Origin of the sequence: Zhihengliuella salsuginis, assembly GCF_014651715.1 — a bacterium.
Taxonomy (GTDB): domain Bacteria; phylum Actinomycetota; class Actinomycetes; order Actinomycetales; family Micrococcaceae; genus Zhihengliuella; species Zhihengliuella salsuginis.
Map to the genome: position 1 here is coordinate 42,753 of NZ_BMXK01000006.1, position 24,578 is coordinate 67,330.

Annotated in this window: 23 protein-coding genes; 7 read left to right on the forward strand and 16 right to left on the reverse strand. The window is 64.2% G+C overall.

Going from position 1 to position 24,578, the window contains the following annotated elements:
- Positions 1 to 125: 125 nt before the first annotated feature.
- The 13 genes from IE069_RS07915 to IE069_RS07975 form a co-directional block, all read right to left on the reverse strand.
- Entirely contained in the window at positions 126 to 542 is a 417-nt protein-coding gene (locus tag IE069_RS07915) for a hypothetical protein (protein ID WP_189349598.1), read from the reverse strand.
- Positions 539 to 1,840: a glycine zipper domain-containing protein gene (locus tag IE069_RS07920; protein WP_189349599.1), complete on the reverse strand. Its 1,302-nt coding sequence runs from the start codon at positions 1,838 to 1,840 to the stop codon at positions 539 to 541. Before IE069_RS07920 ends, IE069_RS07915 begins: the two co-directional genes overlap by 4 nt.
- Positions 1,837 to 2,241 carry a DUF6507 family protein gene (locus IE069_RS07925; protein WP_189349600.1) on the reverse strand — a complete coding sequence of 135 codons (405 nt, stop codon included), beginning with the start codon at positions 2,239 to 2,241 and terminating at the stop codon, positions 1,837 to 1,839. The genes IE069_RS07920 and IE069_RS07925 overlap by 4 nt, the downstream gene beginning before the upstream one ends.
- An 85-nt stretch (positions 2,242 to 2,326) precedes the next feature.
- On the reverse strand, positions 2,327 to 3,712 hold the full coding sequence (locus IE069_RS07930; RefSeq protein WP_189349601.1) for a hypothetical protein: 1,386 nt from the start codon (positions 3,710 to 3,712) through the stop codon (positions 2,327 to 2,329).
- 45 nt (positions 3,713 to 3,757) lie between these two features.
- Positions 3,758 to 4,249 (reverse strand): hypothetical protein, encoded by a 492-nt coding sequence (locus tag IE069_RS07935; RefSeq protein WP_189349602.1) that lies wholly within the window; start codon positions 4,247 to 4,249, stop codon positions 3,758 to 3,760.
- The gene (locus IE069_RS07940; RefSeq protein ID WP_189349603.1) at positions 4,250 to 5,656 is read right to left on the reverse strand and encodes a glycine zipper domain-containing protein; all 1,407 of its coding nucleotides are present in this window, start codon (positions 5,654 to 5,656) and stop codon (positions 4,250 to 4,252) included. It lies immediately after the preceding gene.
- Between the two features lies 1 nt (position 5,657).
- Positions 5,658 to 5,987, reverse strand: a complete 330-nt coding sequence (locus IE069_RS07945) for a DUF6507 family protein (RefSeq protein ID WP_189349604.1) — start codon at positions 5,985 to 5,987, stop codon at positions 5,658 to 5,660.
- A gap of 172 nt (positions 5,988 to 6,159) precedes the next feature.
- Positions 6,160 to 6,354: a hypothetical protein gene (locus IE069_RS07950; RefSeq protein WP_189349605.1), complete on the reverse strand. Its 195-nt coding sequence runs from the start codon at positions 6,352 to 6,354 to the stop codon at positions 6,160 to 6,162.
- 43 nt (positions 6,355 to 6,397) lie between these two features.
- Positions 6,398 to 6,886 carry a hypothetical protein gene (locus tag IE069_RS07955; RefSeq protein ID WP_189349606.1) on the reverse strand — a complete coding sequence of 163 codons (489 nt, stop codon included), beginning with the start codon at positions 6,884 to 6,886 and terminating at the stop codon, positions 6,398 to 6,400.
- Positions 6,887 to 7,071: 185 nt separating this feature from the next.
- Positions 7,072 to 7,230, reverse strand: a complete 159-nt coding sequence (locus tag IE069_RS07960; RefSeq protein ID WP_189349607.1) for a DUF8730 family Cys-rich protein — start codon at positions 7,228 to 7,230, stop codon at positions 7,072 to 7,074.
- Between the two features lie 52 nt (positions 7,231 to 7,282).
- On the reverse strand, positions 7,283 to 7,585 hold the full coding sequence (locus IE069_RS07965) for a metal-sensitive transcriptional regulator (protein ID WP_189349608.1): 303 nt from the start codon (positions 7,583 to 7,585) through the stop codon (positions 7,283 to 7,285).
- Positions 7,582 to 9,342, reverse strand: a complete 1,761-nt coding sequence (locus IE069_RS07970; protein WP_189349609.1) for an FAD-dependent oxidoreductase — start codon at positions 9,340 to 9,342, stop codon at positions 7,582 to 7,584. The genes IE069_RS07965 and IE069_RS07970 overlap by 4 nt, the downstream gene beginning before the upstream one ends.
- Positions 9,343 to 9,406: 64 nt before the next feature.
- Positions 9,407 to 11,326: a penicillin-binding transpeptidase domain-containing protein gene (locus tag IE069_RS07975; protein WP_229791022.1), complete on the reverse strand. Its 1,920-nt coding sequence runs from the start codon at positions 11,324 to 11,326 to the stop codon at positions 9,407 to 9,409.
- Positions 11,327 to 11,510: 184 nt separating this feature from the next.
- Between IE069_RS07975 and IE069_RS07980 the strand changes: the two genes are divergently transcribed.
- Positions 11,511 to 12,578, forward strand: coding sequence for a hypothetical protein (locus IE069_RS07980; RefSeq protein WP_189349611.1), 1,068 nt, complete (start codon positions 11,511 to 11,513; stop codon positions 12,576 to 12,578).
- A gap of 255 nt (positions 12,579 to 12,833) precedes the next feature.
- Here the strand turns inward: IE069_RS07980 and IE069_RS07985 are convergent, their stop codons facing one another.
- Both IE069_RS07985 and IE069_RS07990 read right to left on the reverse strand, forming a co-directional pair.
- The gene (locus IE069_RS07985) at positions 12,834 to 13,310 is read right to left on the reverse strand and encodes a PH domain-containing protein (protein WP_229791041.1); all 477 of its coding nucleotides are present in this window, start codon (positions 13,308 to 13,310) and stop codon (positions 12,834 to 12,836) included.
- Complete coding sequence (locus IE069_RS07990; RefSeq protein WP_189349612.1) at positions 13,219 to 13,914, reverse strand: hypothetical protein; 696 nt, start codon at positions 13,912 to 13,914, stop codon at positions 13,219 to 13,221. The genes IE069_RS07985 and IE069_RS07990 overlap by 92 nt, the downstream gene beginning before the upstream one ends.
- A gap of 259 nt (positions 13,915 to 14,173) precedes the next feature.
- Here IE069_RS07990 and IE069_RS07995 point away from each other — a divergent pair, with 259 nt between their 5' ends.
- Positions 14,174 to 15,166, forward strand: a complete 993-nt coding sequence (locus IE069_RS07995) for a type IV toxin-antitoxin system AbiEi family antitoxin domain-containing protein (protein WP_189349613.1) — start codon at positions 14,174 to 14,176, stop codon at positions 15,164 to 15,166.
- An 83-nt stretch (positions 15,167 to 15,249) separates the two neighbouring features.
- Here the strand turns inward: IE069_RS07995 and IE069_RS08000 are convergent, their stop codons facing one another.
- Positions 15,250 to 15,471 carry a PH domain-containing protein gene (locus IE069_RS08000; protein ID WP_189349614.1) on the reverse strand — a complete coding sequence of 74 codons (222 nt, stop codon included), beginning with the start codon at positions 15,469 to 15,471 and terminating at the stop codon, positions 15,250 to 15,252.
- 367 nt (positions 15,472 to 15,838) lie between these two features.
- Here IE069_RS08000 and IE069_RS08005 point away from each other — a divergent pair, with 367 nt between their 5' ends.
- The 5 genes from IE069_RS08005 to IE069_RS08025 all read left to right on the forward strand — a co-directional run bounded on the left by IE069_RS08005 (position 15,839) and on the right by IE069_RS08025 (position 23,796).
- The gene (locus tag IE069_RS08005) at positions 15,839 to 17,047 is read left to right on the forward strand and encodes a DNA cytosine methyltransferase (RefSeq protein ID WP_189349615.1); all 1,209 of its coding nucleotides are present in this window, start codon (positions 15,839 to 15,841) and stop codon (positions 17,045 to 17,047) included.
- Positions 17,044 to 17,655 carry an Eco29kI family restriction endonuclease gene (locus tag IE069_RS08010; RefSeq protein WP_189349616.1) on the forward strand — a complete coding sequence of 204 codons (612 nt, stop codon included), beginning with the start codon at positions 17,044 to 17,046 and terminating at the stop codon, positions 17,653 to 17,655. Before IE069_RS08005 ends, IE069_RS08010 begins: the two co-directional genes overlap by 4 nt.
- Positions 17,656 to 19,140: 1,485 nt before the next feature.
- On the forward strand, positions 19,141 to 21,516 hold the full coding sequence (locus tag IE069_RS08015) for an ATP-binding protein (RefSeq protein ID WP_189349617.1): 2,376 nt from the start codon (positions 19,141 to 19,143) through the stop codon (positions 21,514 to 21,516).
- The gene (locus IE069_RS08020; RefSeq protein ID WP_189349618.1) at positions 21,509 to 23,203 is read left to right on the forward strand and encodes a DEAD/DEAH box helicase family protein; all 1,695 of its coding nucleotides are present in this window, start codon (positions 21,509 to 21,511) and stop codon (positions 23,201 to 23,203) included. The genes IE069_RS08015 and IE069_RS08020 overlap by 8 nt, the downstream gene beginning before the upstream one ends.
- A gap of 14 nt (positions 23,204 to 23,217) precedes the next feature.
- The gene (locus tag IE069_RS08025) at positions 23,218 to 23,796 is read left to right on the forward strand and encodes a hypothetical protein (RefSeq protein WP_189349619.1); all 579 of its coding nucleotides are present in this window, start codon (positions 23,218 to 23,220) and stop codon (positions 23,794 to 23,796) included.
- Positions 23,797 to 24,578: the final 782 nt, after the last annotated feature.

Sequence of the window (24,578 nt, forward strand, 5' to 3'; positions counted from 1 at the left end):
GATAGCTAGCACTGTGAAAAAAACACCACCAGGGCACCAGAGCGCTGCTTCGAATACTGGGTTCACGGAATCGTCTACCTGTGCGTCCTGTCCTGCTTCGACTGGCGGGATGCAGCGACGACAACTCAATCGCCACTTGCTGTTGTCTCCGGTGTCTCGTCTCGTGCAGCCTTGCGCTCGGCGCGACGCTGACGTTTGGCCTCACGGTCGGCCTTGCGGCGCTCACGGACCCACTTGGGGGTCATGAATGGCGGCATTGGGACGCCGAGCATGGCGATGAAACCGAGCGCGGTGAGAGCGACCCAGAACATCGCGACAACGCTGAGGACAGTAAAGATATTATCTAACCCCCAGCTGTCGGCAACGTAGGCCCAGCAGACTGACGCAAGTAGCGCGAAACCGGGCGGGAAAAGATAGAGGTTTGTGTACTCGCTGAAATGACCGTACCACGAGGCGTCAGTGATGCGGCGAGGGTGAACTATGTAGTGGGCCGAAAGAAGTGGAAATAGGATTCCTCCGACAATGGCTAGTAGAATGCTCACGTATCGGCCCTTCCAAATATATTATCGCCCACCTCGTAGACCTGACTGCCGATCTTCTTCAGGAAATCGTCGTTTGAGCTGGCTGCGAACCCTGCGACGGCACCGCCGATGATTCCGCCGGCGACGGCGCCTATGGCAGTTCCGATTCCGGGACCACAGAAAGTGCCGATGGCTGCGCCCATCGCCGCGCCCGCCTTGGCGCCACCTATGGCGGCAACTGTCGTAGTGCCAGTCACCATAGCAGCACGTGCGGTCTTTTCTCGGCCAGTCATTTCCGGGTGCTTCTGGGAGTCTTCCTGCCAGCTCGCGACGGCAGTGAAGCCGGCGCCGACGACTCCACCCGCGCGTCCTGCCCATTTGCCAACGCTTCCCCACATGTCCTTCGAGACCTTGAGGCCTTCGTCTGGAACCAAGTTCTTGGGGTTCAGGAATGCGACGCTGCGCTGCACGAACTTCTTGGCCCCGTCGGCTAGATTTACCGCCTTGCTGAAGGGATGGCGGGAGCTGTTGCCGTCCAAGACGGCTTCCGGGGTCAGATCGAACTTCGCCAGGAGAGCGTCTTTGGCGCCCATCCCCGCCATGAAATTCGGGACCCAGTCGGCCTTCAGTACCGTCTGCGACAGATTGTGGGCAAAGTAGTTCGAACCCGCGCCCAATGCGCCGCCGTAGTGCTGAGCGGCCCACTTGAGGGTATCGAGGCCGTCGTCGAACGAGTCGCCCGGGACGAATCCGGCGTCGCGGGCGATCTCGACGGCTGCCCCGGGCGTCGGGTCGTGTACGTCTCCGGCCTCGTCGGCCGTGGGCACGCGCTTGGGACGAGCGTCCTCGGGAGCGGCGGCGGTGCTCAGTCCGCGCAGCGACTGGACGCACCGGTTCTGGGCGTCGTCCTTCGCCTGGGCCAGGTGGTGGCAGCGGTCCTGCAGACGCGTGATCGCCAGCTCTCGGGCGTCCAGATCCTCCACGCCCGGGCCGCTGGTTTCGAAGGCCACCATGTCGGCGAGCAGGGTGGCGCGCTGGCGGGACAGCTCCTCCAGCGCGTCCGCGTAAGTTGTCAACGCCGAGCGGGCGCCATCGGCGACGTCGTCGAGTTGCGATGCCAGCTGCACGGGACGGTCCATCGCCGCGGTGACCGTGAACGACTCGACCGCGCTGTACTGCTGGCCGATCGGGTGCCAGTTGTTCCGCGTCGTTTCGGCGGAGGTCCGCACGGAAGCGGCGGCCTCCGCGTAGGAAACCGCCCGGGTGCGGACGACGTCGTGATCATCGAGGGCGACGACCTCGAACAGCGGTGAACTCATCCTGGCGCCCCCGGTGGGTGCGGGGAGGCGGCCTGGGCGGCGGACCGGTTGGCGTTGTCCGCCATCTTCTGGTCGCCGGCGGCGTATTCGCCGAGGGCCACGCGCGTCCAGTGGATGGCGGCGTCGACGCTCTCCCGCAGGGCCTGCTCGGTGGGCGCGACGACGTAGTTGGAGAGCTCCTCCAGAGCGGACCGGACGGCGTCGCTCTGGGACAGTCCGCCGCGCAGTGCGCGGTCGCGGGCCTCGACGGCCGCGAGGTGCTCCCGGATCTCGGCCAGGTTGGACTCGGCGACGCGGGTGGTCTGCTGGGCGGCGTCGTGATGGATGTCGAACTTCAAGCTGCGCCGCCCTCCCGTCATGGCCTCGTGCGTGCCGGATCGTGCCGGGCTCGCGCGCGGCATAAGTCTTTCCAATCATGCTAATACACCCTGGAAAGGCAGCCCTGGAGTTATCCACAACCTTTCGCCCGCGCGGGGCCTCCTGCAGTTAGATCATGGAGTCGCGTTTGTATGTGACCGCCTGGAGGCGTTCTTCGATCTGCCAGAAGACCAGGTGGGCCGGCGTGGGGGAGAGCAGTCGAGTGTCAGGTGTTGGCCCGGGAAGCACGGCGTGGGGTCCGGCAGCACCAGCGCTGACGTATTCCAGGGGGTCGATGTGCAGACCCTCGGATTCCATCTGAACGCTCCAGCGCCACCACTTTTGGTCCCAGAGCCGCTGGGCCGCCGCATTGGCGCCCACCTGTGTCGATGCGGCCTCGCCGCTGACTTTGGCGTCGATGGTTGCGGCCGGGAGCGCGTCCGGTTGGATCTGCAGATTCCATGCTGGTGTGGCGCCTGCCCATTCGAGGATGCGCTGGCTGACCTCGATGGTCGGCAGAATTTCGGCCCAGTAGTGGTCCGGGCCCGGCGGGCCCCAGACGGCGCCGCCGTGGAGCTCGGCGCACCCTGGCTGAGCGATGACGAGTGCCGTCTCGCCAACGATGCCGATCTGGAGCAGCGATTCGGCGCCGTCGGCCAGGTGCGCCGTTGCCTGAACGTTGATGTCGGCGTTCCCCATGGCCTGGTGGAAGAAGCGCCCGAGGGCGGTCGGGCGGAGCTCGTCGTCAAGAAGCTGCAGCCACTGCATGTTGGCGATGACATCGTTCGTCAGCCCTGTCGGCCGGAAGATGTTCCTGCCCAGGTTGACGGGATTCTCTGAATCCAACTGCTCCACCTGCATCAAGGTGGCCGCGTGAATGAACTCGCCCTCGCGCTGCAACGGCGGCTGATCAGCCCACCCCGCGAGCGACTCGACATTCGCGCCGAAGGCGGCGGATGCGACGTCGTCGTACTCGATGGTGGCCGGACTCGCCGACGCCGGCGCAGCGCCCGCGGGGCGCAGCACGGAGACGTTGCCGACCATGGACTCGAACGCGTCGTGGTGCAGCAGGCGATCGGCAATGGCGCAGGTGGTCGTCACCTGCACGGCCCAACCTTGGTCGATGAAGAGGTAGTCGGCTCCGGAGATCAGCTGACCGTCGGGTGCGCGGTGGACATATTCAATACGACGACGGCGCAGCGATTCGGGATTCTCCAACTCAGGATCGGCCGCGTGCGCCTCGAGCGCGTCGAGGTCGGGCTGCCAGCCGGTGACGTTGACGAGCCGGAAGTCCTTCAACGTGGAGTTGAGGCCGTCGAGGGCGCGGGCGGCGAACGCATGGATGTCGCCCGCGAAGGGAATCACCGTGGCGGTGAGGGAGGGAGCGAACGGTGCGTCGGGGAAGACAGCGAGGAGCTCGAGCTCTTCGCGCGCGTGCTCGGGCTGCCAGCCCTCGACGGGGACGAAGCTGAGCGCGCCGGTGAAGCCGGTGTGGGTGGGCGCGGACTCAGTCATGATTTCTCTTCCGGAAGGCATTGTGGCTATTGGAGTGTTGGTAGATCAGCGGCGCTTCTTGCGCGCGGCGCGTTCTTGCTGGCGCTGGATCTTTTCTGCTGCGCCGTGTGGGAGTTTTCCGCGGTCGATGAGCTCTTCGTCAGAGAAGAGCGGTGTGCCGGTGCGGTTGCGGTCGCCGCCGCGTGCGACCCAGTCTTTGTGCCACTGCGGCCGCCACGCCTCGGGCCACCACGAGCCCAGGACGAGAATGATTCCAACACCGACCATCAGAAGGGTCTCGGCGAGGACATCCTGATCTGGGTACAGATAATCGACGGCGCTGAAAGCCCACATGAGCATCCAGCCTGTTCCGATCGCGGCCGATAGGAACGGCCAGTAATTCCGCTTGTGCCAAGAGAACATAGGTGGAATCCCGGCAATTGCTGACGTTCTGACCCAGCGGCGGTACCGGCCGCTCCATGCCAGCCACGCATAGACCCAGCCTAGAATTGCTGGCAGTATTCCGATGAAAAAGAATGAGATCAGAGTATCCAGCATCTAAGGTCCAGTCGTGGAGAAGGGATTGACGGAGTCGAGCACGGCCTTGCCTCCAGCCAGAAATTGGTCTTCAATGCGGGCTCCCTCGTATCGGGATTCGTTGGCGGCGTCGCCGAAAGTGTCGCCCAGTTTACTGCCGAAGTATCCGCCGAGAAGACTGCCTGCAACGGCGCCGATGGCCATCCCGACACCCGGAACGGGGATGAGAACCTGGCCAAGCGCCGCTCCGGCGGCGCGTCCAACAGAGGCGCCGGCCAGCGAGCCGGCGAGATTGGCGCCAGTCTTCATGGCTGAGTCAAGACGCGCTTCCTTGCGGTGTTCGGCTTCTGTGGCGTTGGGGTTGCGTCTCAGGCTGTCGTTGTAGCCCTGGTTGTAGTTGCCGTACGCACCGAGTGCGAGCCCTGCCGGGCCGAGGAATTTCGCGGCCTTGCTCTGGGAGAGATCCTCGAGCTTGTTGACCGCGTTGCGCATCGCCGTCGACGATTTTCCGGTCCGGCGCGGTGGGCCTGCAGGGTCCGTGAGCTGAAGGCGCATCGAGACTTGGTCGCCCTTGACGCTCGTCTTGGACTTCTGAAGTGCAGGGAATTTCCGAAGTACGAAGCCGAGCGCGGTGGGGTCCTTGGCAGCGGAGCGGAGCATTGCGCTGGTCTCGTTATTGCTGACGCGCTTTCCACCGGAAGCGGCTTCGTGGACGCGATCGATGTAGTCGTCTGGGACGCCGGCTTTGCGAGCCATCCACGTGGCCGAGTGCGCGGCCGCGCCGGTGAGGCCCGTGCCTTTGAACGCCGACATGAGCCGGCCGTCCTTCTCGTACGGTTTGAACAGGGACGCTTCGGGGAGGTGCTTCGCCGCTCTCTCGCTGATGGTGCTTGACATGCTGAGCATGCTTGCCGGGCCCGCCTGCCAACTGGTGCTCCGTTGCTGCGCGGCAGCACGGTTCAGCGCATTGACGCAGTCCTCGACGGCCTGAGCGTACTGTTCGCCCAGCCCGTTGAGGCGCGCTTGGAGGTTTTGGGCTTGAGCCCAAAATGCGTCGTCGCGCTCGGGCGGCGGAACCGCGTTCATGACGTAGGCCTGCTCCCGGGCGTCCTGGATGCTCGGGCGGAGCCGGTCGATCGCATCTTGGAAGGCCACGAGTGCGTTGGTTGTCAGCCCGGCCGCAGACTCGTAGTCCTGCACGACCGGCAGCACGAGCCGTTCAAATGCGCTGTGGACTTCCTCGGCTTGGGGTGTGATGAAGCGGCCGTCGGAGAGTTGAGCCCAGGAAGCTGCGGCGTCGTCGTACCGACCCCTGGCCGTGCGGGCGTGCTCGGTGATCGCGTCGGCGGAACCGGAAACCTCGCCCGGCAGCGGCAATTCTGCGGGAAGGACTTCGAGCCTGACAGCGGGGACGAACGTGACTGACATGCTAGAAGCCCTGCGCGTTGGCAGCCGTAGTGGCCGCGTTTTCGGCGACCTGGCGCATCTCCTCGTCACCGGCCACGTGGTAATCGATGACGTCGTCGGTGCGATCGCAGGCGTTGAGGGCGATGGATTCGGCCGCGCTGAGTACCGGATCCAGATGGTCGCGGTGGAGCAGTTCGAGGGCAGCTGCGATTTCAGGCGACTTCGTGGAATGAGCTGCTTCCGTGATCCGCGCGTCGAGGCTCGGCGTCTGGGCAGCCATCGTCTGGATATCAGTCCTTGCGCCAGTAATGGCGGCACGGCTGGCTGCGACGCGGATGTCCCAAGACGTCATTGTGCGCTCCTTCCGGCAGAGTGGATCCCCGTCCTAGCGTGCACCGAACCGCGATGGTCACCGCCGCGGCATAAGTCTTTCCGTTCATGCTAATACACCCTGGAAAGATGGCCCTGGAGTTATCCACAACCCTTCGCCCGCGTTGCCCGCGCGGGCACCTCCGACAGCTAGATCATGGAGTCGCGCTTGTATTCGTCGATGCTGCCTGCGCAGGGGTATACCGTGGCGGTCCGGGGGCGAACGGTGCGTCGGGGACGGCGGCGAGGAGCTCGACCTCTTCGCGTGCGTGCTCGGGCTGCCAGCCCTTGGAAGGGACGAAGCTGAGCGCGCCGGTGAAGCCGGTGTGGGTGGGCGCGGTTTCAGTCATGTTTTCCCTTCCGGAAGGTCGAAGACCCGTTTTGAGTAGTGGATTAGTGGCGCTTCTTGCGTGCGCCGCGGGCTTGTTGGCGCTGAATCTTTGCTGCTGCGCCGTGTGGGAGTTTGCCGCGGGCGATGAGCTCCTCGTTGGAGAAGAGCGGTGTGCCTGTACGGTCGCGGTCGCCGCCGCGTGCAACCCAGTCCTTGTGCCACTGAGGGCGCCACGCCTCCGGCCACCATGAGCCAAAGAGAAAGATGATCGCAGCTCCGGCGTACAGGAACGCACTGGCGAGAACGTCTTCATCCGGGTACATGTAATTGACAGTGCTGAATGCTCCCCAGAATAGGTGGCCGGTGCCTAGGGCTGCGGCTAGGAAAGGCCAGTAGTTACGTTTGTGCCATGTGAAGGCCGGGGCGATTCCAATAGTGACGGGTGATCTGACCCAGCGGCGATAGCGGCCGGTCCAGGCGAGCCATGCGTAGACCCAGGTGAGGGCAGCCGGGGCGACAGCATAAGCGAAGTAGGAGGCGATTGGTCCCATTACTTACTTCCTGGGAAAGGGGCTGAGTGAAACTTATACTGTTTGGCCTCCGATGTAGCGGTTGCGGCCCGAGGGCCCTGCGTGCGCTCATCGCCGCGGCTTAAGTCTTTCCGTTCATGCTAATACACCCTGGAAAGATGGCCCTGGAGTTATCCACAGCCCTTCGCCCGCGCCAGGCGTGGCACCTACCGGCCGAAGAGGCTGGCGAAGAAGCCCTTCTTCTGGTTCTCGTGGCCGCCGCACCACCGGCCGGCCGGGACGGTCGCCTTGACCGAGTCGACGTGCTGGCCGCAGCCGGCCCAGGTGGTCTTGCCGCAGGTCTTGCAGGATACTGCTCGGCACATAGTTCTCTCCGTGAAGTTGGCTATCGGGGTATCTGGGGTCGGGGTCCGGCGCTCAGGCCAGGCGCATGAAGAGCTGTTCGAGCTCGTCGATGCTCATGCGGTCGTCGTCGCTGCCGTCGGCGTCACGCTCCGCGGCGCCGTCCTCTCCGTCGGCGATCACGCACTCGCGCATCGCGGTGGAGACGATCGCGAAGCCGGCCTTGTCCAGCGCGCTCGTCACCGCGGACAGCTGGGTGACCACGTCGCGGCAGGACTTCTGCTCCTCTACGGCCGCGATCACGGCGTCGAGCTGGCCGCGGGCCCGCTTGAGGCGGTTCAGGATCTTGCGCTGGGTTGCTTCGTCGTGGGAGATCATGCGGCCTCCAGTTCGGGGGTGGTCAGGAGGGAGTCGACGTCGTCGCCGTACCAGGCGCGCAGCGTCAGCATGCCGCCGGAGAGCGTGGCGACGTCCAGGGCGCGCCCCTCCGCGGCGGCCGCCTGGACGACGATCCGGTAGGCGGCGGCCGAGCGCACGCCCGACGCGCAGAGGACGCGGATCGGCCGGGCGTCGTCGTCGTGCCCGGCGGCGGCGAACACCTCGCCCAGGCGAGAGCGCAGCTCGTTCACCGGGATCACCAGGGCGCCCGGCAGGGTGCCGGAGGCGACCTCGTCCGGGTTGCGCACGTCCAGCACCAGCGCCGCGTCCAGCTCCTCGGCCTCGGCCGCGTGCCACAGCCGCACCAGCCCGCCGGTCACGTTCTCGCCGAGCATGCCGGCGAAGTTCACCGGGTCCTTTGCGGACCCGTACGGCGGGGCGTAGGCGAGGTCGAGGTCAATCAGGTCGGCCACGCCCAGCCCGCCGCGCATGGCGGTGGCGATGACGTCGATCCGCTTGTCGACGCCGTCGCGCCCCACGGCCTGCGCCCCGAGGAGCCGGCCGCTCGGGCCGATGTGCACGATGAGGTGGATCTGCTCGGCGCCGGGGAAGTAGCCGGCGTGCTGCAGCGGGTGCAGGTGCAGGGTCTCGTAGGCGGTGCCGGCGGCGTCCAGCTCGGCCCGGTTGGCGCCGGTCATCGCGGCGGTCAGCCCGCCGACCCGGACCACGGCGGTGCCCTGGGCGGGCGGCAGCGGGCGGGCGTTCTCGCCGAGCATCGCGTCCGCCACCAGGCGGCCGGCCCGGTTGGCGGGCCCGGCGAGGGCCGTCGCGCGGGTGGCGCCGGTGACCGCGGTGGGGCGGGCGGTCGCGTCGCCGACGGCCCAGACGTGCTCGACGCTGGTGCGGCCGTGCTCGTCGGTCAGAATCGCGCCGGCGTCGCACTCGACGCCGGCCGCGGCGAACACATCCGTGTCCGGGGTGATGCCGGTGGCGATCACGGTCGCGTCGGCGGGCAGCTCCGTGCCGTCGTCCAGCACGACGACGTCGCCTCCGTCCGTGCCCCGGCGGTAGGCGCGCAGCCGGCGGCCGGTGAGGATGCGGACGCCGAGTCGCTCGGCCTCCGCGGCGACCAGGTGCGCGAGTTCGCGCTCGAGCGGCGGCAGGATCTGCCCGGACCGCTGGACGAGGGCGACGTCGAGCCCGGCCTCGGCGAGGGTCTCGGCGGCCTCGAGGCCGATGAAGCCGGCCCCGACGACCACGGCGGTGCGTGCCCGCCCGTTGGCGACGTCGGCCCGCAGCCCGGTGGCGTCGTCGACCGTGCGCAGCGTGCGCACCCGGCCGGACGCGAAGCCGGCGTCGAGTCCGTCGACGTCGGGGAGGACGGTGCGGCCGCCGGGGGAGAGCAGCAGCTCGTCGTAGGCGATGGTCTCGGTGCGGGGGTCGCCGTCGCCGGAGATTTCCACGGTGAGGGTGCGTGCGTGCGGGTCCAGGGCGACGACGTCGTGCCCGGTGCGCACGTCGATGCCGGACGGCCGGAACGACTCGGGAGTGCGCAGGGTCAGGGCCGATCCGTCGGCGATCTCGCCGTCGAGGTGGTACGGCAGGCCGCAGTTCGCGAAGGAGACGTGGCGGCCGCGGTCCAGGACGATGATGGCGGCGGACTCGTCGAGCCGGCGGGCGCGCGCGGCGAAGCTCATGCCGCCGGCGACGCCGCCGACCACGACGATGCGCCGGGCGGGCTGAGGGGAGTTGTTCATGCCGACCAGAATACCCCCAGGGGTATTCAAGTCAAGCGGCCGGGCGGCAGGAGTGGAGTGGCCCCTACTCGGCGGCAGCCGTCAGGAAGTCCGCCACCAGCGGGGCTGCCGTGTGCGAGCCGCCGTCGCCCGTCTCAACGAACACCGCCACGGCCAGGTCGCCCTGGATGGCGATGGTCCAGGCGTGGGCGTTCTCCTCGTCGTCGTACTCCGCCGTGCCGCTCTTGCCGATCACCGCGCCGCCCGGCAGGCCCTTCAGGTCCACGAGCGTGCCGTGGTCCACGACCCCGGTCATCATCGTCCGCAGCGACTCGGCCTCCTCCGCGGTCAGCGTGCTCGCCGGTTCCGCCGGCGCGTCCGGTGAGGGGGAGGCTTCGGCTGAAGAGTCCTCCGAGGTTGCGTCCTGCGCAGGGGAGAGGACCAGCTTCGGCGTCACGGTCGCCCCGTTCGCGACCGACGCCGCGGCCGTCGCCATGCCCAGGGGAGAGGCCTGCACCACGCCCTGCCCGATCATGTTGGCCGCCAGCTCGGTGCCGGTCGAATCGTCCGGCACGGCCCCCAGGAACGCGCCGGCCCCGGTGGTGTCCTCACCCGTGAGGCCCAGCGCGGCCGCCGCCTCGGCGAGCGGCGCGGCGCCGACGTCGTTCCCCGCGTCCACGAAGACCGTGTTGCAGGACTGGGCGAGGGCCTCGGAGAGGGGAATGCCGCCGAGCGCGGAGGCGGGGTAGGCGTCGAAGTTCTTGAACGACTTCCCGTCCACCTCGGTGGTGGGCGTGCACTCGACCTCGGTCTCCGGGGTGGAGCCGCCGCGCAGCATCGCGAGTGCGCTGACCACCTTGAACGTGGAGCCCGGCGCGTACCGGCCCAGCAGGGCCGTGTTGTAGTTCTCGCTGCCGGGGCCGGACGCGGCGGCGAGCACGGCGCCGTCGGACGGGCGGACCGCCACCAGGGCGGACGCGGGTTCGACGTCGGCCAGCGCGGCCTCCGCGTGCGTCTGCAGGTCGGCGTCGAGGGTCAGTTCCAGGTCCTGCCCGTCGGTCTGCTCGCTCGCGTAGAGCTCGGCGACGGGCTCGCCCTCAGCCGAGTTGCGGGTGACGGTGACGCCCTTGGTGCCGGCGAGGTCCGCGTTGTAGGCGGCCTGCAGGCCGGAGAGTCCCACCTGGTCGCCGGCCTCGATCCGCCCCTCCGACTCCTCGATGATCTCCGCGGTGGCGGCCCCGACCGTGCCGAGGATCGGCCGCGCGAACTCGCGGGTGGGCGCCAGCGGGATCTCGTCCGGCTGCGCGATCGCCCCGGGGATCGCGGCGATCTGCTCGTCGGTGACCTCCCGGCCGTCCTCGCGCAGGACGATCGCCTGCACCCAGCCCTTGTCGCCGGACGCCTCGACGCGCGCGGCGTAGGCGTCGGCGTCGATCCCGACCAGCCCGGCCAGCTCCCGCGCCGAGGCCTCCCACTCGCTCGATTCGGCCCGCGTCTTGTCGATCCCCACCCGCACCACGGGGCGGTCCGTCACCAGGGGCTCGTCGCCGGCGCCGGTGATCTCCCCGCGCTCGCCGGACGTGGTCTGCGCGGCCAGGGACTCGCCCTCGCCCAGCTCGGGCGCCAAGATCTCGGGGGCGAAGCGCAGCTCCCACCGCTCGTCCTCGGCGTCGAGCTCCCACACCGCGCGGGTGTCGTAGGCGAAGTCGTTCTCCGTCTCGTCGACGTCCCACACGGTGTGCAGGGTGGCGGTCGCGGTCTTCACGCCGTCCTGCTCCTCCTCGTCCACGGCCACCTGCGTGACCGTGTGGGCGTGCGGGATCTCGCCCATGGGGGAGTAGGCCTGCACGACGACGTCGCCCGCCTCCTCCGCGGTGGTCTCCGCCAGCGGCACGGCGGAGAAGTCGCCGGACTCGAGGGCGGAGGCGAGGGCCTCGGCGGCGGGGTCGGGCTCCGGGGTGGCGGGCCCGCACGCGGTGAGCGAGGAGGCGGCGAGTCCGGCCACGGAAAGGCCTACGAGGATACGAAACGGAGGGCGCATGCTGTGATCCTATGTGTGCGTGGTCACCGGCGACAACGCCGCGGCGCGGATCCGCCCGGGCCTTGGCGGCGAACGGGCAGGCTGGGCGCGTGCGTAGCTTTCAGCTAGGCTTCCACACGACGCCGGACTGCGTATCCACAGGGGTCGGATGAAATGGCCGCCCGACGCAGCGATGATGTGGGGGATCATGTCGGACGACCGCAAGACGTCCATCAAACGCCTGGCCGTGATCGTGACGGCCCTGGCCGTCTGCGTGGCGCTCGTCGGGGCGTTGGTCATGGCTGGAATCGTGCATTTTGCCAACGAGGCGCGCGGCGGCCCGGCCAACCCGCCGACGCCGAACGCGTCGTCCGAGGACCGGCCGATCGAAGCCGCCGCCACGTCCTCCGCTTCACAGGAGCCCGCCTCCGACGACCCGGCGGACATCAAGGCGGCCGCCGTCGCCAACGGGCGTCCGGAGGCGGCCTTCGACGAGTTCTGCCAGCTCTGGTCTCTCCCGTCGGCCGGTTCGGACCGCCAGCAGTGGGCCAACGAGGTCACCGGGCACTGGCTCTCCGGACACGGCGCCGACTGCCCGGACGCGGTGGTCCACCCCGGGTACTTCGTGCAGTCCACGATGCCGGGAGCCCCGGGCGAACTCGTGGCCACTCTGGAGGCGGCACCGGGGAGCGCGGACGCGCTCGGGGGAGTCGGGTACAGCATCATGGAGCAGACCGCCGAGGCGTACCCGGAGCTCGAGCGGGTCACCGCGGTGACGCATGACGGAGGCGCCTCCCGCTCCTACACACGCGGGCAGTGGGAGATGGCGCTGCCGATGCACCAGCGCGCCGCTCTGGCGGAAGCTTCGCCGAGCCGGGCCTCGGAGCTGACGGGCCAGGCGTGGGCCGACGAGAAGATGGACCAGTGGCTGACCAAGATCCGTGTGCCCGGGATCGACGACCTGTACGGCAGCTTCAACCTGATCACCGGGTGGGAGACGCCGGCGAAGGGCGAGCTGGTGGTGATTCTGAACGACGACGTCGCCCGGCTGCCGCACCTGCAGGACCCGCAGGACCCGCAGGAGCATGTGAAGTACGAGCTGCAGGGCATCGCGATCACGATCCTGGAGAACATCTACTTCGACGCCCCGGAGCTGGAACAGGTCACGGCCGTCCTCGAGGGCGGCGGTGAGTCGTCGACGGTCCACCGCGACGACGATCGGTTCGCCCGAGAGTAGTCGCCGGCGCCAGCTGCCCCGTAAGCACGGCGGCGGCTGTTCACTCCACGCTTCCGCCGTAGGCCCGACCACGTTGATGCGGGAGCGCGTGACGTTCAATGCACGCACTGGATCAAATGTCCAACAAGCTTTGTGCCGCTATGCGTGCTGAGGCTTGTTGGAGATTCTAAGGAAGTAGATGTATCCGGGCATGCTTCGTTCGTTTGGCGGGTGTTCCTGCGTCGACGAAGCTGTGTCGGCGGACGGTCGGATCTATTACAGAACCCGCCCGGCGATGAACTGCGACAGCCAGCGGATGTCGACGGCGCTGGTGAATTCGAGCCGCACCTTGCCCAGCCCGCTGAACCACAGGTCGAGTTCGGCGTCGAGGTCGAACGTGCCGGCCGTCTCGACGGAGAAGGACTGGATCTTGGTGTAGGGCAGCGAGGTGTAGTCGCGCTTCTTGCCGGTGATGCCCTGAACGTTTACGGCGATGATCCGCTTCTCGGTGAAGGCGACGAAGTCGCGGATCCCGCGGAAGGCCCCGTAGACGCGCTCGCCCTCGAGCAGCAGCCTGTCCGTGTGCAGCGGGCAGTCTTCGGCCGGTACGACGACGGCGGGGCCGGCCGGGTGCCCGCGGGCACCCGGCCGGTCGGTCCGATCAGTTGAGCAGCGAGATCTCGTTGACGATGAACGACGGGACGGTCGTGCTGCCGCCGATCTGGGTGTCGTAGCTGAACGCGCCCATGACAGTCGCCGTGATCTCGACTTCGTCGTCTGCGATGACGTCGTCCAGGATCGGACATTCCTCGTCCGAGTCCACGGCCATGAAGATCGCGTTGTGGTCGTAGTCCCAGGTGTCGGCCATGTTCTGGTGCGCGATGTTCGCCCTGAAGGTGCACTTGCCGGTCGCAGAGTCGAATTGCGTGATCTCGCCGTAGACGACCATGATGTCGCCGAAGGCGGCGTCCGGGTCCTTCGCGACCAGTGCCAGTTCGCGTTCGGTCGCGGGCTTGGCGTCGTCGATACGCTTCTTGCGTTCGGCTTCGGCCTTGGCTTCTTCCTCAGCTTCCTTCTTGGCGGCGGCTTCGGACTCTTCGGCGGCCTTTGCCGCAGCGGCGGATTCCTCAGCCGCGCGTGAGGACGCGGCGGCGGCTTCGGCTTCCGCTTCTGCCTCCGCGGCGGCCGATTCTTCCGCGGCCTGGGCGGCGGACTCCGCCGCCGCGCTGCTGGATGCGGCAGTCTCGTCGACGTCACTGGTGCCGCAGGCGGCCAGCGCCAGCACCAGCAGTGCGGTGGCGAACAGCTCGCGCATCGGCGAGGCCGTGCGCCGCGGCAGGTTTCCTTTCGCAGTCATGATTTCCCCCAACTGTGATCGTGATGAGCCCGTCTGGGAAGCGGCGGGCACCGGCGTCTGGCCGGTACAACCACGCTAAGGAAGACTCCTCACAAAATAGGTGCGGGCGCCGCTGAGTCGGGAGCTCATTCCGATCGCGGGGTTTGACCGTGGTCGCGGAGGTGCGCACGCCGGCGGGAGCGCTCAAGCGCCGAGACCGACCGCTCCTCTGGGTGAACTACTACTTGGAATGTTTCACTCTAAAAGATACAATCCAAGCATGAAGTCGGGTGACGCGCTGAAAGTGCTTGCCGACGTCACGGGTTCCCAGTGGGGGATGGTGACGTCGGCTCAGGCGGGCGCGCTTGGAGTTTCCCGGCTCAATCTTTCTCGTCTCACGGAAGCCGGGCATCTCGAGCGGCTGGCCCATGGCGTCTACAAAGACGCGGGCGCTCCCGGTGATGAATTCGAGAATCTGCGCGCCGCCTGGCTCAGTACCGAACCGAAGAATCTCGCGGAGAACCGGATGCAAGACCTGGCCGGCGGAATCGTGGTTGCCAGCTCGTCGGCGGCAGTGCTGCACGAAATAGGCGACCTGTGGGCTGATCGGCACGAGTTCGTTTCGTCGGAGCGTCGTCAGAGCCAGCGATCGGAGATTCGCTACCGGCAGCGAGCGCTTGATCCGTCCGACGTGACTCTTGTGCGGGGGCTCCCGACCATGACGATCGAGCGCACGATCGCCGATCTCGTCGCCGAGGTGGGTGACATCAGCCTGGTTGCCGATGTACTTGGCGCCGCAGTCAGTAAGGGACGTCTGGAACTCGACCGGCTCCGAGACCTGCTCGCGCCGCTGGCAGAGCGCAATGGATTCAAGCGGTCTGACGGGCAGGGGCTGCTGGACAGGCTGCTGGAGGAAGCTGGTATTGATCGAGATTCGCTGGCCGCGGAGATCGCTGCAGACCCGCAACTCGGTGCGCGCGTCCTCTGGAAATATCTCGCTCAGCTCGACCTCTCCCCGCTAGAAGGAACGCTTTCAGTGCCAGAAGTCCAACAGGTGGTGAGTCCTGCCCTGAGAACTCTGCTTCAGTACCTCGAGGCTACCGGGGGGCCGCACCCGGAAGCCGCGAGCGCGAATGTTCCGCATACGCTTGCAAAGCATGTAGCAAGTGGGTTCTTTGGCGAGATGAGCCGTGCGACGACGGGCGAGGCTCTGGATTCAACTCTGGCGCTTGCACCTGCGGATCGGGAGGGGCCTGACGATGAGCACGCCTGAACCCTACACAACAGCGACGGGTGTCGAATTCGCGATCCAGCAAGCGGCGAGGAAAGCAGTCGCACTTTGTCCAGCTCGCTGAATCACAGGTCGAGTTCGGCGTCGAGGTCGAACGTGCCGGCCGTCTCGACGGAGAAGGACTGGATCTTGGTGTAGGGCAGCGAGGTGTAGTCGCGCATTTTGCCGGCGATGCCCTGGACGTTGACGGCGATGATCCGCTTCACCGTTAAGGCGACGAAGTCGCGGATCCCACGGAAGGCCCCCGTAGGCGCGCTCGTCTTCGAGCAGCAGTCCGTACAGGTCATTGGCCGTGGACTCCGCGTGCGGTGCGACGCCGGCGCAGTGGTCAGATGCCCGAAGGCACCTGATCGTCGGACCCCAGGCAGTTGCGCGGCAAGATGGTGTGGTCCATGATCTACGTATTTTGGTACTGTAGCCGGTCTGGACGCTGTATCTGAACGAGTCCGCGACCGGTGTGGTGATATTGACCTCGTGGTCCGCGACGACGTTCTCGAGGATCGGGCACTTGATGTCCATGAAGAGCGAGTTGTGGCTGTAGCCTCAGGGCGTGGGCTTGGATAGTCCGCCCGGGATGCCCATTCGAGATTCAGCTGCGTCATCACGGTACTCTTGTCAAGAGTACACAGTCGGTCGTGCACGAGGGAGATTGCAGTGGCAGTACGGGGAGTAGAGCTCTTCGCAGGAGGCGGTGGGCTACTACTGGGGTCGGCCATTGCTGGGGTCGAACATGTTGCCGCAGCAGAGTGGAATAAGTGGGCCTGCCAGACCATGCGCGAGAACGCGGCAGTCGACTATCCACTAGTCCGTGGCCTCAATGTACTCGAGGGTGACGTCCGCTCGATCGACTGGTCTCAGGTGCCTGGAGCTGACGAAGTTGATGTTGTCACCGGCGGTCCGCCTTGTCAGCCATTCTCCCTCGGCGGGATGGCTCGCAACGCCGAAGACCCGCGCGATATGTTTCCGGCTACTACCTCAGTCATTGAGCAGCTCCGACCTCGCGCATTCGTCGTTGAGAATGTGAAGGGCCTGACGCGCAGTTCCTTCTCAGACTACTTTGAGTTCATCAAGTTGCGCCTGCAGCATCCTGAGTTGCGCGCGCGTGAGGGGGAGACGTGGGTAGAGCACTTCACCCGGCTTCAGCGTGAACACACGGCAGTGCGCTCTGATCTTAACTATCGCTTGGTGACTACCTTGGTGGACGCGGCCGACTATGGTGTACCTCAGCGCCGCCACCGCGTATTCATGGTTGGCTTCCGCTCGGACGTAGACGCCGAGTGGTCGTTTCCCAAAGCCGGGTTCTCCGCAGCAGCGCTTCTGCGGGACCAAACCGAAGGACACTATTGGCAACGGCATGGGGTTCGTGTTGCTGATCGCATTCCTGTGCGTGGGATTCTTAGGGATGATGACGGTAAGAAACCCTGGCGAACGGTCCGTGACGCGATGGTTGGTTTGCCGAAACCTGCAGCGAACCGAACAGCTAGTGGATGGCTAGATCATCGCCTGCAGGCCGGCGCGCGTTCGTACCTCGGGCACACCGGATCACTGCTTGACGAGCCGAGCAAGGCGCTCAAAGCTGGTGTTCATGGCGTGCCTGGTGGCGAAAACATGATGCGGTTCCCTGACGGCTCCGTGCGTTATTACTCCACCCGTGAAGCGGCTCGAATCCAGACATTCCCGGATCGTTACGCACTTCATGGAGCGTGGACAGAGGCGATGCGCCAAGTTGGTAACGCTGTACCTGTCAAACTCGCCCAGACTGTGATGGCCAGCGTCGTCGAGCATCTAGAGCTCGACAGTGCGAAGAAGAGCGTCGCCGAGGTGACTCAACGGAACACTGCTCGGTTGATGATGCCGGCATGACCAAGCATTTCGACCCTCTCGACTACGACAATCTCGGTGCGTCGATCGCGCGTGCCCTCGATGAACGTCCGGTAGAATCATTGGCCAAGCTCGAGCGCTTCGATGGAGCTGGTATATATGCCCTTTACTACACCGGAGAGCATCCGGCGTACAGGCTTCTTGCAGACGAGAACATGTCTAATGCAGGGGCGTGGGCCCTCTACATCGGCAAAGCCGATGCAGAGAATGCGCGAAAGGGTGACCCTGAACAGGCAAATAAACCCGTAGGGGCAAAGCTGTTTAATAGAATTGGCAAACATCGTGCTTCAATTGGTGCCGCCACCAACCTTGACGTCTCTGACTTTCAGGTTCGAGCACTGGCAGTGGCGCCCACTTGGGTGCCCTTGGCGGAGGTTGTGGCTATTCGTATGCACAATCCCGCCTGGAATGTCATCGTCGATGGCCTAGGTAACCACGACCCTGGCGCAGGCAGATATAAGGGTCTTCGTCCGCGCTGGGACACACTCCACCCCGGACGCGCATGGGCACCTAAGCTCAATGAGAGGTCTGAAACCGCAGCCGACATTGAGCAGGACGTGGTCCAGTACCTCAACACGCACCGGCCTTGAGTAGTTGTTGCTGTCAGGCATAAGCACAGATACCGGGCGATCGATGTGCTCCACAAGAGGCTCGAATTAGGCGTCCTCGGTCCGATCCTGGAACCGGGCTGTATTGGCTGCGGCCGCAAACGGCTGAAAGCTCGGTGCCCACGAGTTTGTGGTTAGCGCCGAGGCCGAAACCAACGATGATCGTAGATGCAGGTCCAGGAAGAACGAATTCTCGAATTGTTCGGACTCTACTTAGGTCCGCGACGCGACATTGGGGTGCTGCTCGACGAGGAAGGATGGGCGTCGCTCTCTCTTCCTGATTTGCTCTGGCACAGTGCTGCCGCTCCAACCTGGCACGTCAGGCGGGGTTTTGAAGGAGGAGTTCAGCAAGTGCAGTGGTCTCCGGGCGATGGTGCTCATCATGATCCTAAACGGCTATTCTCACGACCTTCCTCTTTAGTGGTGCAAATAGCGTAGGGAGGCCATGTCGCCCATAATAGGCCGGCCGTAGGACCGCTGCCATGGGAATGGCCTGCGGCCTTTCGGCGCAATTGCCCTATCATCGATGGCTCGTGCCTCGGCTCATTGTGACTACGCCTTACAACTCGAGTGCGATCTCCGGACTGCTTATCGTCTGTCCTCGAATGGATCTACTACCGAGTGCACTCCGTGAAGAGGGCAGACAAAGATGATACGTACACCAAATCCGTCGACTCCTTCCGGATCGGGTGTGCAGTCGCCGCCGCAAACGGTGCATGTTCTGTATCCGTCGCCCCATGGTATAGGAACTTGCTTACCGCTTGCGGCCTCGTCTTTGTCGTCATTCATGCTTCAAATCTACTCAGTTAACACGCCGACGCCACTGCGAATCGTTACCTTGTGGAAAAGATGTGCGTTGTATAGGGGATTCAACCTTTCCGGAGCTAGAGAGACATGTAGCCGAGTTGCTCCGTCGTGTACTCCTGGAGAGCCTGCACACTCCATGGGCTTCGCACGCGACGAACTCGCCGCAACGTCATGGCGCCGAGACGAGTGATGACGTCGCGGCGTCCGCGCCAGAACAGGGCATTGATCATCCATTGAAGCAGTTCGCGCATCAGCTCCGGCGACGAACCGGACAGTGCGTGGCCCAGAAACGAGTGGGTCGGTTATCGTGATGACTTCGTTCGAGTGTGCTGTGAGGGGTTCACCCGAAGGGTTATACGGTGACCGCGTTTGCCGTGACTACGACGTGCTGATCACCGTTGCGTCACACCACTATGCGGAACTCCAATCGGGCTACTCGCATGGATAACTTAGGTCCATGCTTGACTAGCCGTCGAATGATTGCTGTGTGCCGAGGATTTGGGTATCGACGACTAGGATGGGTGCAGGAATGCGGCAGCTCCGCGTAGGTATCGTCGGCCCGCTGGCCCAGGTCCAGTACGTGACTAGGCCAATAGCCGACCTGGGGGCCTGCTGACCTGAATGCTATGAATTTACCTCAAGGGAACTGGACGCCTAGGAATGACTGAAGAGCAACTTGACCTAACTCCGTCTCCGCGAATCCTGGACGTGATTGCCGACGTAGACATGAGCGTCGAGGAGTGTCTGGCCGAACTCATCGACAACGCGCTAGATGAGTTAGCAAGTGCGCGTCGGGACAAACCCGGCTTCGAAGGTGAGGTTGAGATCGACCTGCCCTACGGCGCATCGGTCACGTCTGAGTCCGTCATCAGTGTGACTGACACGGGGCGCGGCATGTCGTCGGAGCAGATGCGAAACGCGCTGCGAGCGGGCTCGTCGGGCAACGATCGATATGGCTCCCTCGGTCTCTTCGGAATGGGATTCAATGTCGCGACGGGTAGGTTGGGATACGTTACGACGATACGCTCGGGTCGCTCAGATGAGACTTGGTGGACCATCGCAACCATTGACATCCAGGCTATGGGTTCCGAAGATTCGTTCCAGGTGCCGCTCGCGCGTGAGCCGAAGGCGATCGGTGAACATGGCACGACGGTTGGCGTCTCCCGGCTGCGGAGCGACACCGTCAAGCGCCTCGGCTGGAACGGCATCGCGAGCCGTGTCAGAAGCCGAATCGGCGAAACTTATTCGTACATGCTCCGGAACGTAACCGGCACAGTTATCGCTGGGGCGGAAGTCATTGGAGGGCTCGGCCTCGGACTGCGTCTAAACGGCGAGGCGGTCAAGCCCTATATCCCGTGCATCTGGTCGTCCGAGCGGTCAGTACTCTATAAGGGGCAGCACGTTTCGGCCGTCGTTGAGATCAATGAGCAGCTAGGCTTGGCTTTCGCTTGTTCTGACTGCGGCCACTGGCACTCGCCCGAGATGCGTGATCTAGAACAATGTGTCGAATGTGGGTCTAACCGGATTGAACAGCGCGCTCGCGAGATCCGCGGATGGCTTGGCATCCAGCGCTACGACGATGCCAACGACTTTGGCATCTCGCTGCTTCGCGAGGGGCGCACGATTCGCCACCTCGACAAAGGTCTCTTCGATTGGCTCAACTCGGACACAGGGGAGCGGTTCACGGAGTACCCGGCCGAACTTGGCCGTGGGCGCATTGTTGGTGAGCTCCACCTCGATCATCTTCCTGTTAATTACAGGAAGACCGACTTCGGTCGCGACACCGTGGCATGGAGGGCAGTCGTTGAAAAGGTTCGCGGTTTCGGACCGCTTCAAGAACAACGCGCCAAGCAGCTCTCCTTCGAGAGTAACTCTTCTCGCCTCGGCATGCTGTTTCACGCGTACCGTCGGTACGATCCGGGCTATAGGTACTTGGTTCCCGGCAACGGTGAGAAAGCGATGGCGGACAAGGCGCGCACTTGGGCGCGGTATTTCCGAGAGGGCCTGACTGACTATCAGTCGGACGAGATGTGGTGGAGGTATGTCGTCAACCACGAGGAGATCAAGGCCGGTTTCGCGGATGCTGACGACGGCGGAGACCTCGACAATACGAATATTGCTGATCTTTTGCCGGATTCGGGTGGTGATGCGGACGAGAAGGATACCCTGGGAGGCAGCGACGGTGCTACTGAACAGCCCAATACGCCTGCGATGGAGACCCGTGACGATCGGCTGGCTCGGTTCCGGGCAAGCGGACGCATCATTCCACAACTCGATGCCGCCCTTATCGTAATTCCCGATGACACCACCACCATCAAGGTGACTGCGTACATTACTAAGGGTGTGGAACTACCCGATGGATTCTCTAACGCCAACCTTGAAGCGGGCGTAATTGAGATCTTCCTCGACAGCCGTCACACCTTGCTCGCCGAATACGGTTGGAACCCAGTTGACGTCGCAATTACGGTCTTCCACGACTACGCGGCTGGCTACCTGGGCTACAAGGGCCGGGCCGGAGTTTTCGTGTCGCGGGTCTTAGAGCAGGTGGGTGACCGGAAAATCGATGCAGCGACTGTTCGAGCGTCTGCGGAGGGTATCTTGAGCCAGCTTCGAGAAGCGGTGGTTTCGGTCATCAAAGAAGATCCCACCGGGATCTGGTCGAGATTGTCGCCCGCAGCGAAGACCGAGACTCAGAAGATTGCGGCGAACGCCGCTGATCAGGCCGACTGGAACTCTTTGGTCGACTCTGGCGAATACTCCGAACACCTCAGTGCCCGTGCTATCGAGGATCTAGCCCTGGAGATGCCCGAGCAGATGCTCGACGGTGGTGTATTCGCCACCACCTATGCGTCGTGGCAGGACGAGGTGATCCGCGAAGAGCGGCTCACGCACGTCACAAGCCTGCTCCGCGACCTCCAGCGGATGCTCAGCGCGACGGACCGGCTGAGCCCTCGGGAGTTGCTGCGGCTTTCGATCGGCCTGGAGACCCTCGACGGCGTCGTGTCGGAGCAGAACGGGCCGGACAGCAATGGCTGAGTTCCTTTCCTCACAGCGGCTAGTCGAGGGTGGGCCGAGTGGCTTCACGCGATCCCTTGAGCGCTTGCTGCCACTACTGGGGTTTACTCAGGTTGTAAACATCGATGGTGCAAACGACCAGGGCGGCGATCTTCTTGCGTATTTCGGTCAAGAGCTCGTGGCTATCCAGGCAAAGTGGAAGCTGGACCCGACTCTCGGTTCTGTTAATGATGACGCGGTGAATGAAGTTTCGCAGGCAATCGACGCATACGGTGCGGCCTCGGGGATCGTCGTAACAAACGGGCGCTTCACAAAATCGGCCCGCGCTCGTATTTTAGCCTTTGCAGATGTCGGTCGATCGGTGAAAGCATGGGATGGTGCCGCGCTTGCAAAGCTGGCGCGCGGCGCGAACGAATTGCCACCGGAAGTTGAGCTGCGTCCTTACCAGAACGAAGCGGTCAAGAAAGCCTGGGAGGCACTAGGTGAAGACGGTCCGGGTCGCGCGTTGGTATATCTGGCCACCGGCCTTGGCAAGACGATAGTAGCTGGTTCGATTGTGGCTAGAATGCTCGAGCAGAAACCCGATTCTCGTGTGCTGGTAGCCGCGCATTCGACTGACCTCATCGACCAGCTCGAGAAGTCAATGTGGGCGTTTATCCCAAAGGGAGTGCCGACCCAGAGGATCGGCGACGGCGATCACAGGGACGATCTATCTGGTGTCACCTTCGCAGTCCTGCCCAGCGCGCACGCCTATGTCCAGCGTGGTTTTTGTCCCGATCTACTTGTCGTTGACGAAGTGCATCACGTGGGTGAAACCGGTTACTACGCGCAGATGATCGAGACCTTGGTTGACGTGCCTCGCCTCGGGGTGACCGCAACGCCCTGGCGAGGCGACCGGTTCGATATCGAACGGACCTTTGGACCACCGGTCGTACGCATGTCTATCCCGGACGGGATCACCAGAGGGTATCTCGCTCAAGTCGACTATCGGTTGCTTGCCGACAATATCGACTGGGAGTTCGTACGTGATGCATCTGAGCACTCTTACTCGATTAAGGACCTCAACCGCAGGCTTTTCATCCCTGAGCGTGACGAGGCAATTCGTGACCGGCTTACCGCAGTGTGGAACGCGACGCGCGCACCACGCGGGATTGTGTTCTGCCAGACGATCCAACACGCGGAAGCACTCGCGGAGCTTCTGTGCCGTTCCTCTACCTGGCGAGGGGTCGAAACGGTGCACAACGGCCTGACTAAGCGTGAGCGGCAGCAGGCTCTGCTCCGGTTTCGGTCAGGGAAGACTCAGCTACTAACTAGCGTGGACCTTCTCAATGAGGGCATCGATGTCCCAGACGTAAACATTATCGTATTCGCTAGGGTTACCCATTCCCGTCGAATCTTTATCCAGCAGCTCGGCCGTGGACTCCGCTTGCGTGCTGGGAAGGAGAAGGTTGTTGTCCTAGATTGCGTCTCAGATCTGCGACGCATAGCCGAGGTCTCGTCATTTAGGGCTCACGTCGAAGCTGGCGAAAGTGAGATCCTAAACGTCAGCCGGTCGAAATTCGACTTTGAGGATCAAATCGTTGCAGGTTTCATTGAGCAGTGGATTGCGGACGTCGGTGATTTGGCAACAGCCGCCGACGTGGTGAGATTGGAGTTCCCTCCGATCGAGGACATTCCCCATCGCGGTGGCGATGAGAGGACACTGTGAGACTCCCGGAGCACGTGCGCGAGGAGGCGCTGGCGTATGCGTACAGAATCTTCGATCATCGACGATGGGAGCGCGTCCCAACAAGCGAGCGCGGGGCTGTCTTTAACGAGCTTGTAGCCGACCCAGAATTCGGTGGACCGCTGCACCCCTACATGACCGATGGGGAGATCCGCGTGTGGCTCAAAGATAGTGTCGCTAAGGAATACCCGCGCGCACTGGAGGGTATCGGGGGCACCGCTAAGTTCACCGCACGGCGTTATCCGGGGCCTAGCGCGATCATTCATGCTGCGCTGGGCGTCGAATGGACAGTCGTCAGCGGAACGATCGAACAGAAGCCGATGAGATGCGAGGCGCGTGGTCCCAATGGTGACTCGGTGACCGTATTCTGGGGCCCGCTGCGAGGCCTGCGCGACCTGCACTGGGCGGCCTCACGGGCCCGCGTGCTCGGCACGGCTCGCGTCGCAATTGCCATCACACGACCGAGCATGCGTCCACTGCCGGCCGGCGAGTGGTCTGACGTTGAGGCTCTCTGTAACCTGATCGGGGTCAATAGCTACTCTGTGATGTATGCGCCAAGAACGGTCAATTCTTGACCACGAGCGCTAGTGCCGAATAGTTGATCCGGGTCGGGCTCGGTCAAGGTGCCATTGACGCGGTAGGGGCTGCTCTGTGGTAGGGGTATGCGGGGATCGGGCGCACTGACGGGACCAATTTTAGGGACCTGCTGCGGATCCTGTTGTATGCCCACGCCTTGATCTCGTGTCGTTTGCAGTGGTGTGCCACCGCCCCATACTGGGCTTTGTCGGACTGGTTCGGGATCGTCCACCGGACGTCGATAGGCACGTGACTGAATTCATGCTCGCCATATACGCACCGGCGGCTTCCAGTGCCGCCGTGATGGGCTTGTGCGACATCCCTGCGACGCGGAGATCACTCCCTCCGCCAGTAGCTGCAGCACGAGTGAGGATTTTTTGGTGAAAGCCAGTGGATATTGCCTTCGGGGCCAGCGCAGTGGCCCCGAAGGCAGGAGCGACGGACCCCACGAGGCGAATATTTTAGTGGCGAAGCCATGCAGGCATGGCTAGGTACGTCTTCTACTGTCGACCGCATGGATCTTCGGAGGGGCGCCCGGCTACCTCACGTTTGAGCGCCGACGACGTCAAGAGCCTCGGAGACTCACACAACTATCAGCACTGTGAGAAAGTATCCTTGGTAGATATTGATGACTTGGGGGCGCTTGCGGGCCGCCAAGGTGGGGGAAGGGAAACTCTTGGCGCGATCAGTTATCCGGACGGTGGAAGCACACAGCATCCACGGGCACGTCCAAGCGGGCTCGCCAGACGAGAGTCTGTTGGACTATCCGTTTCTATTTCAC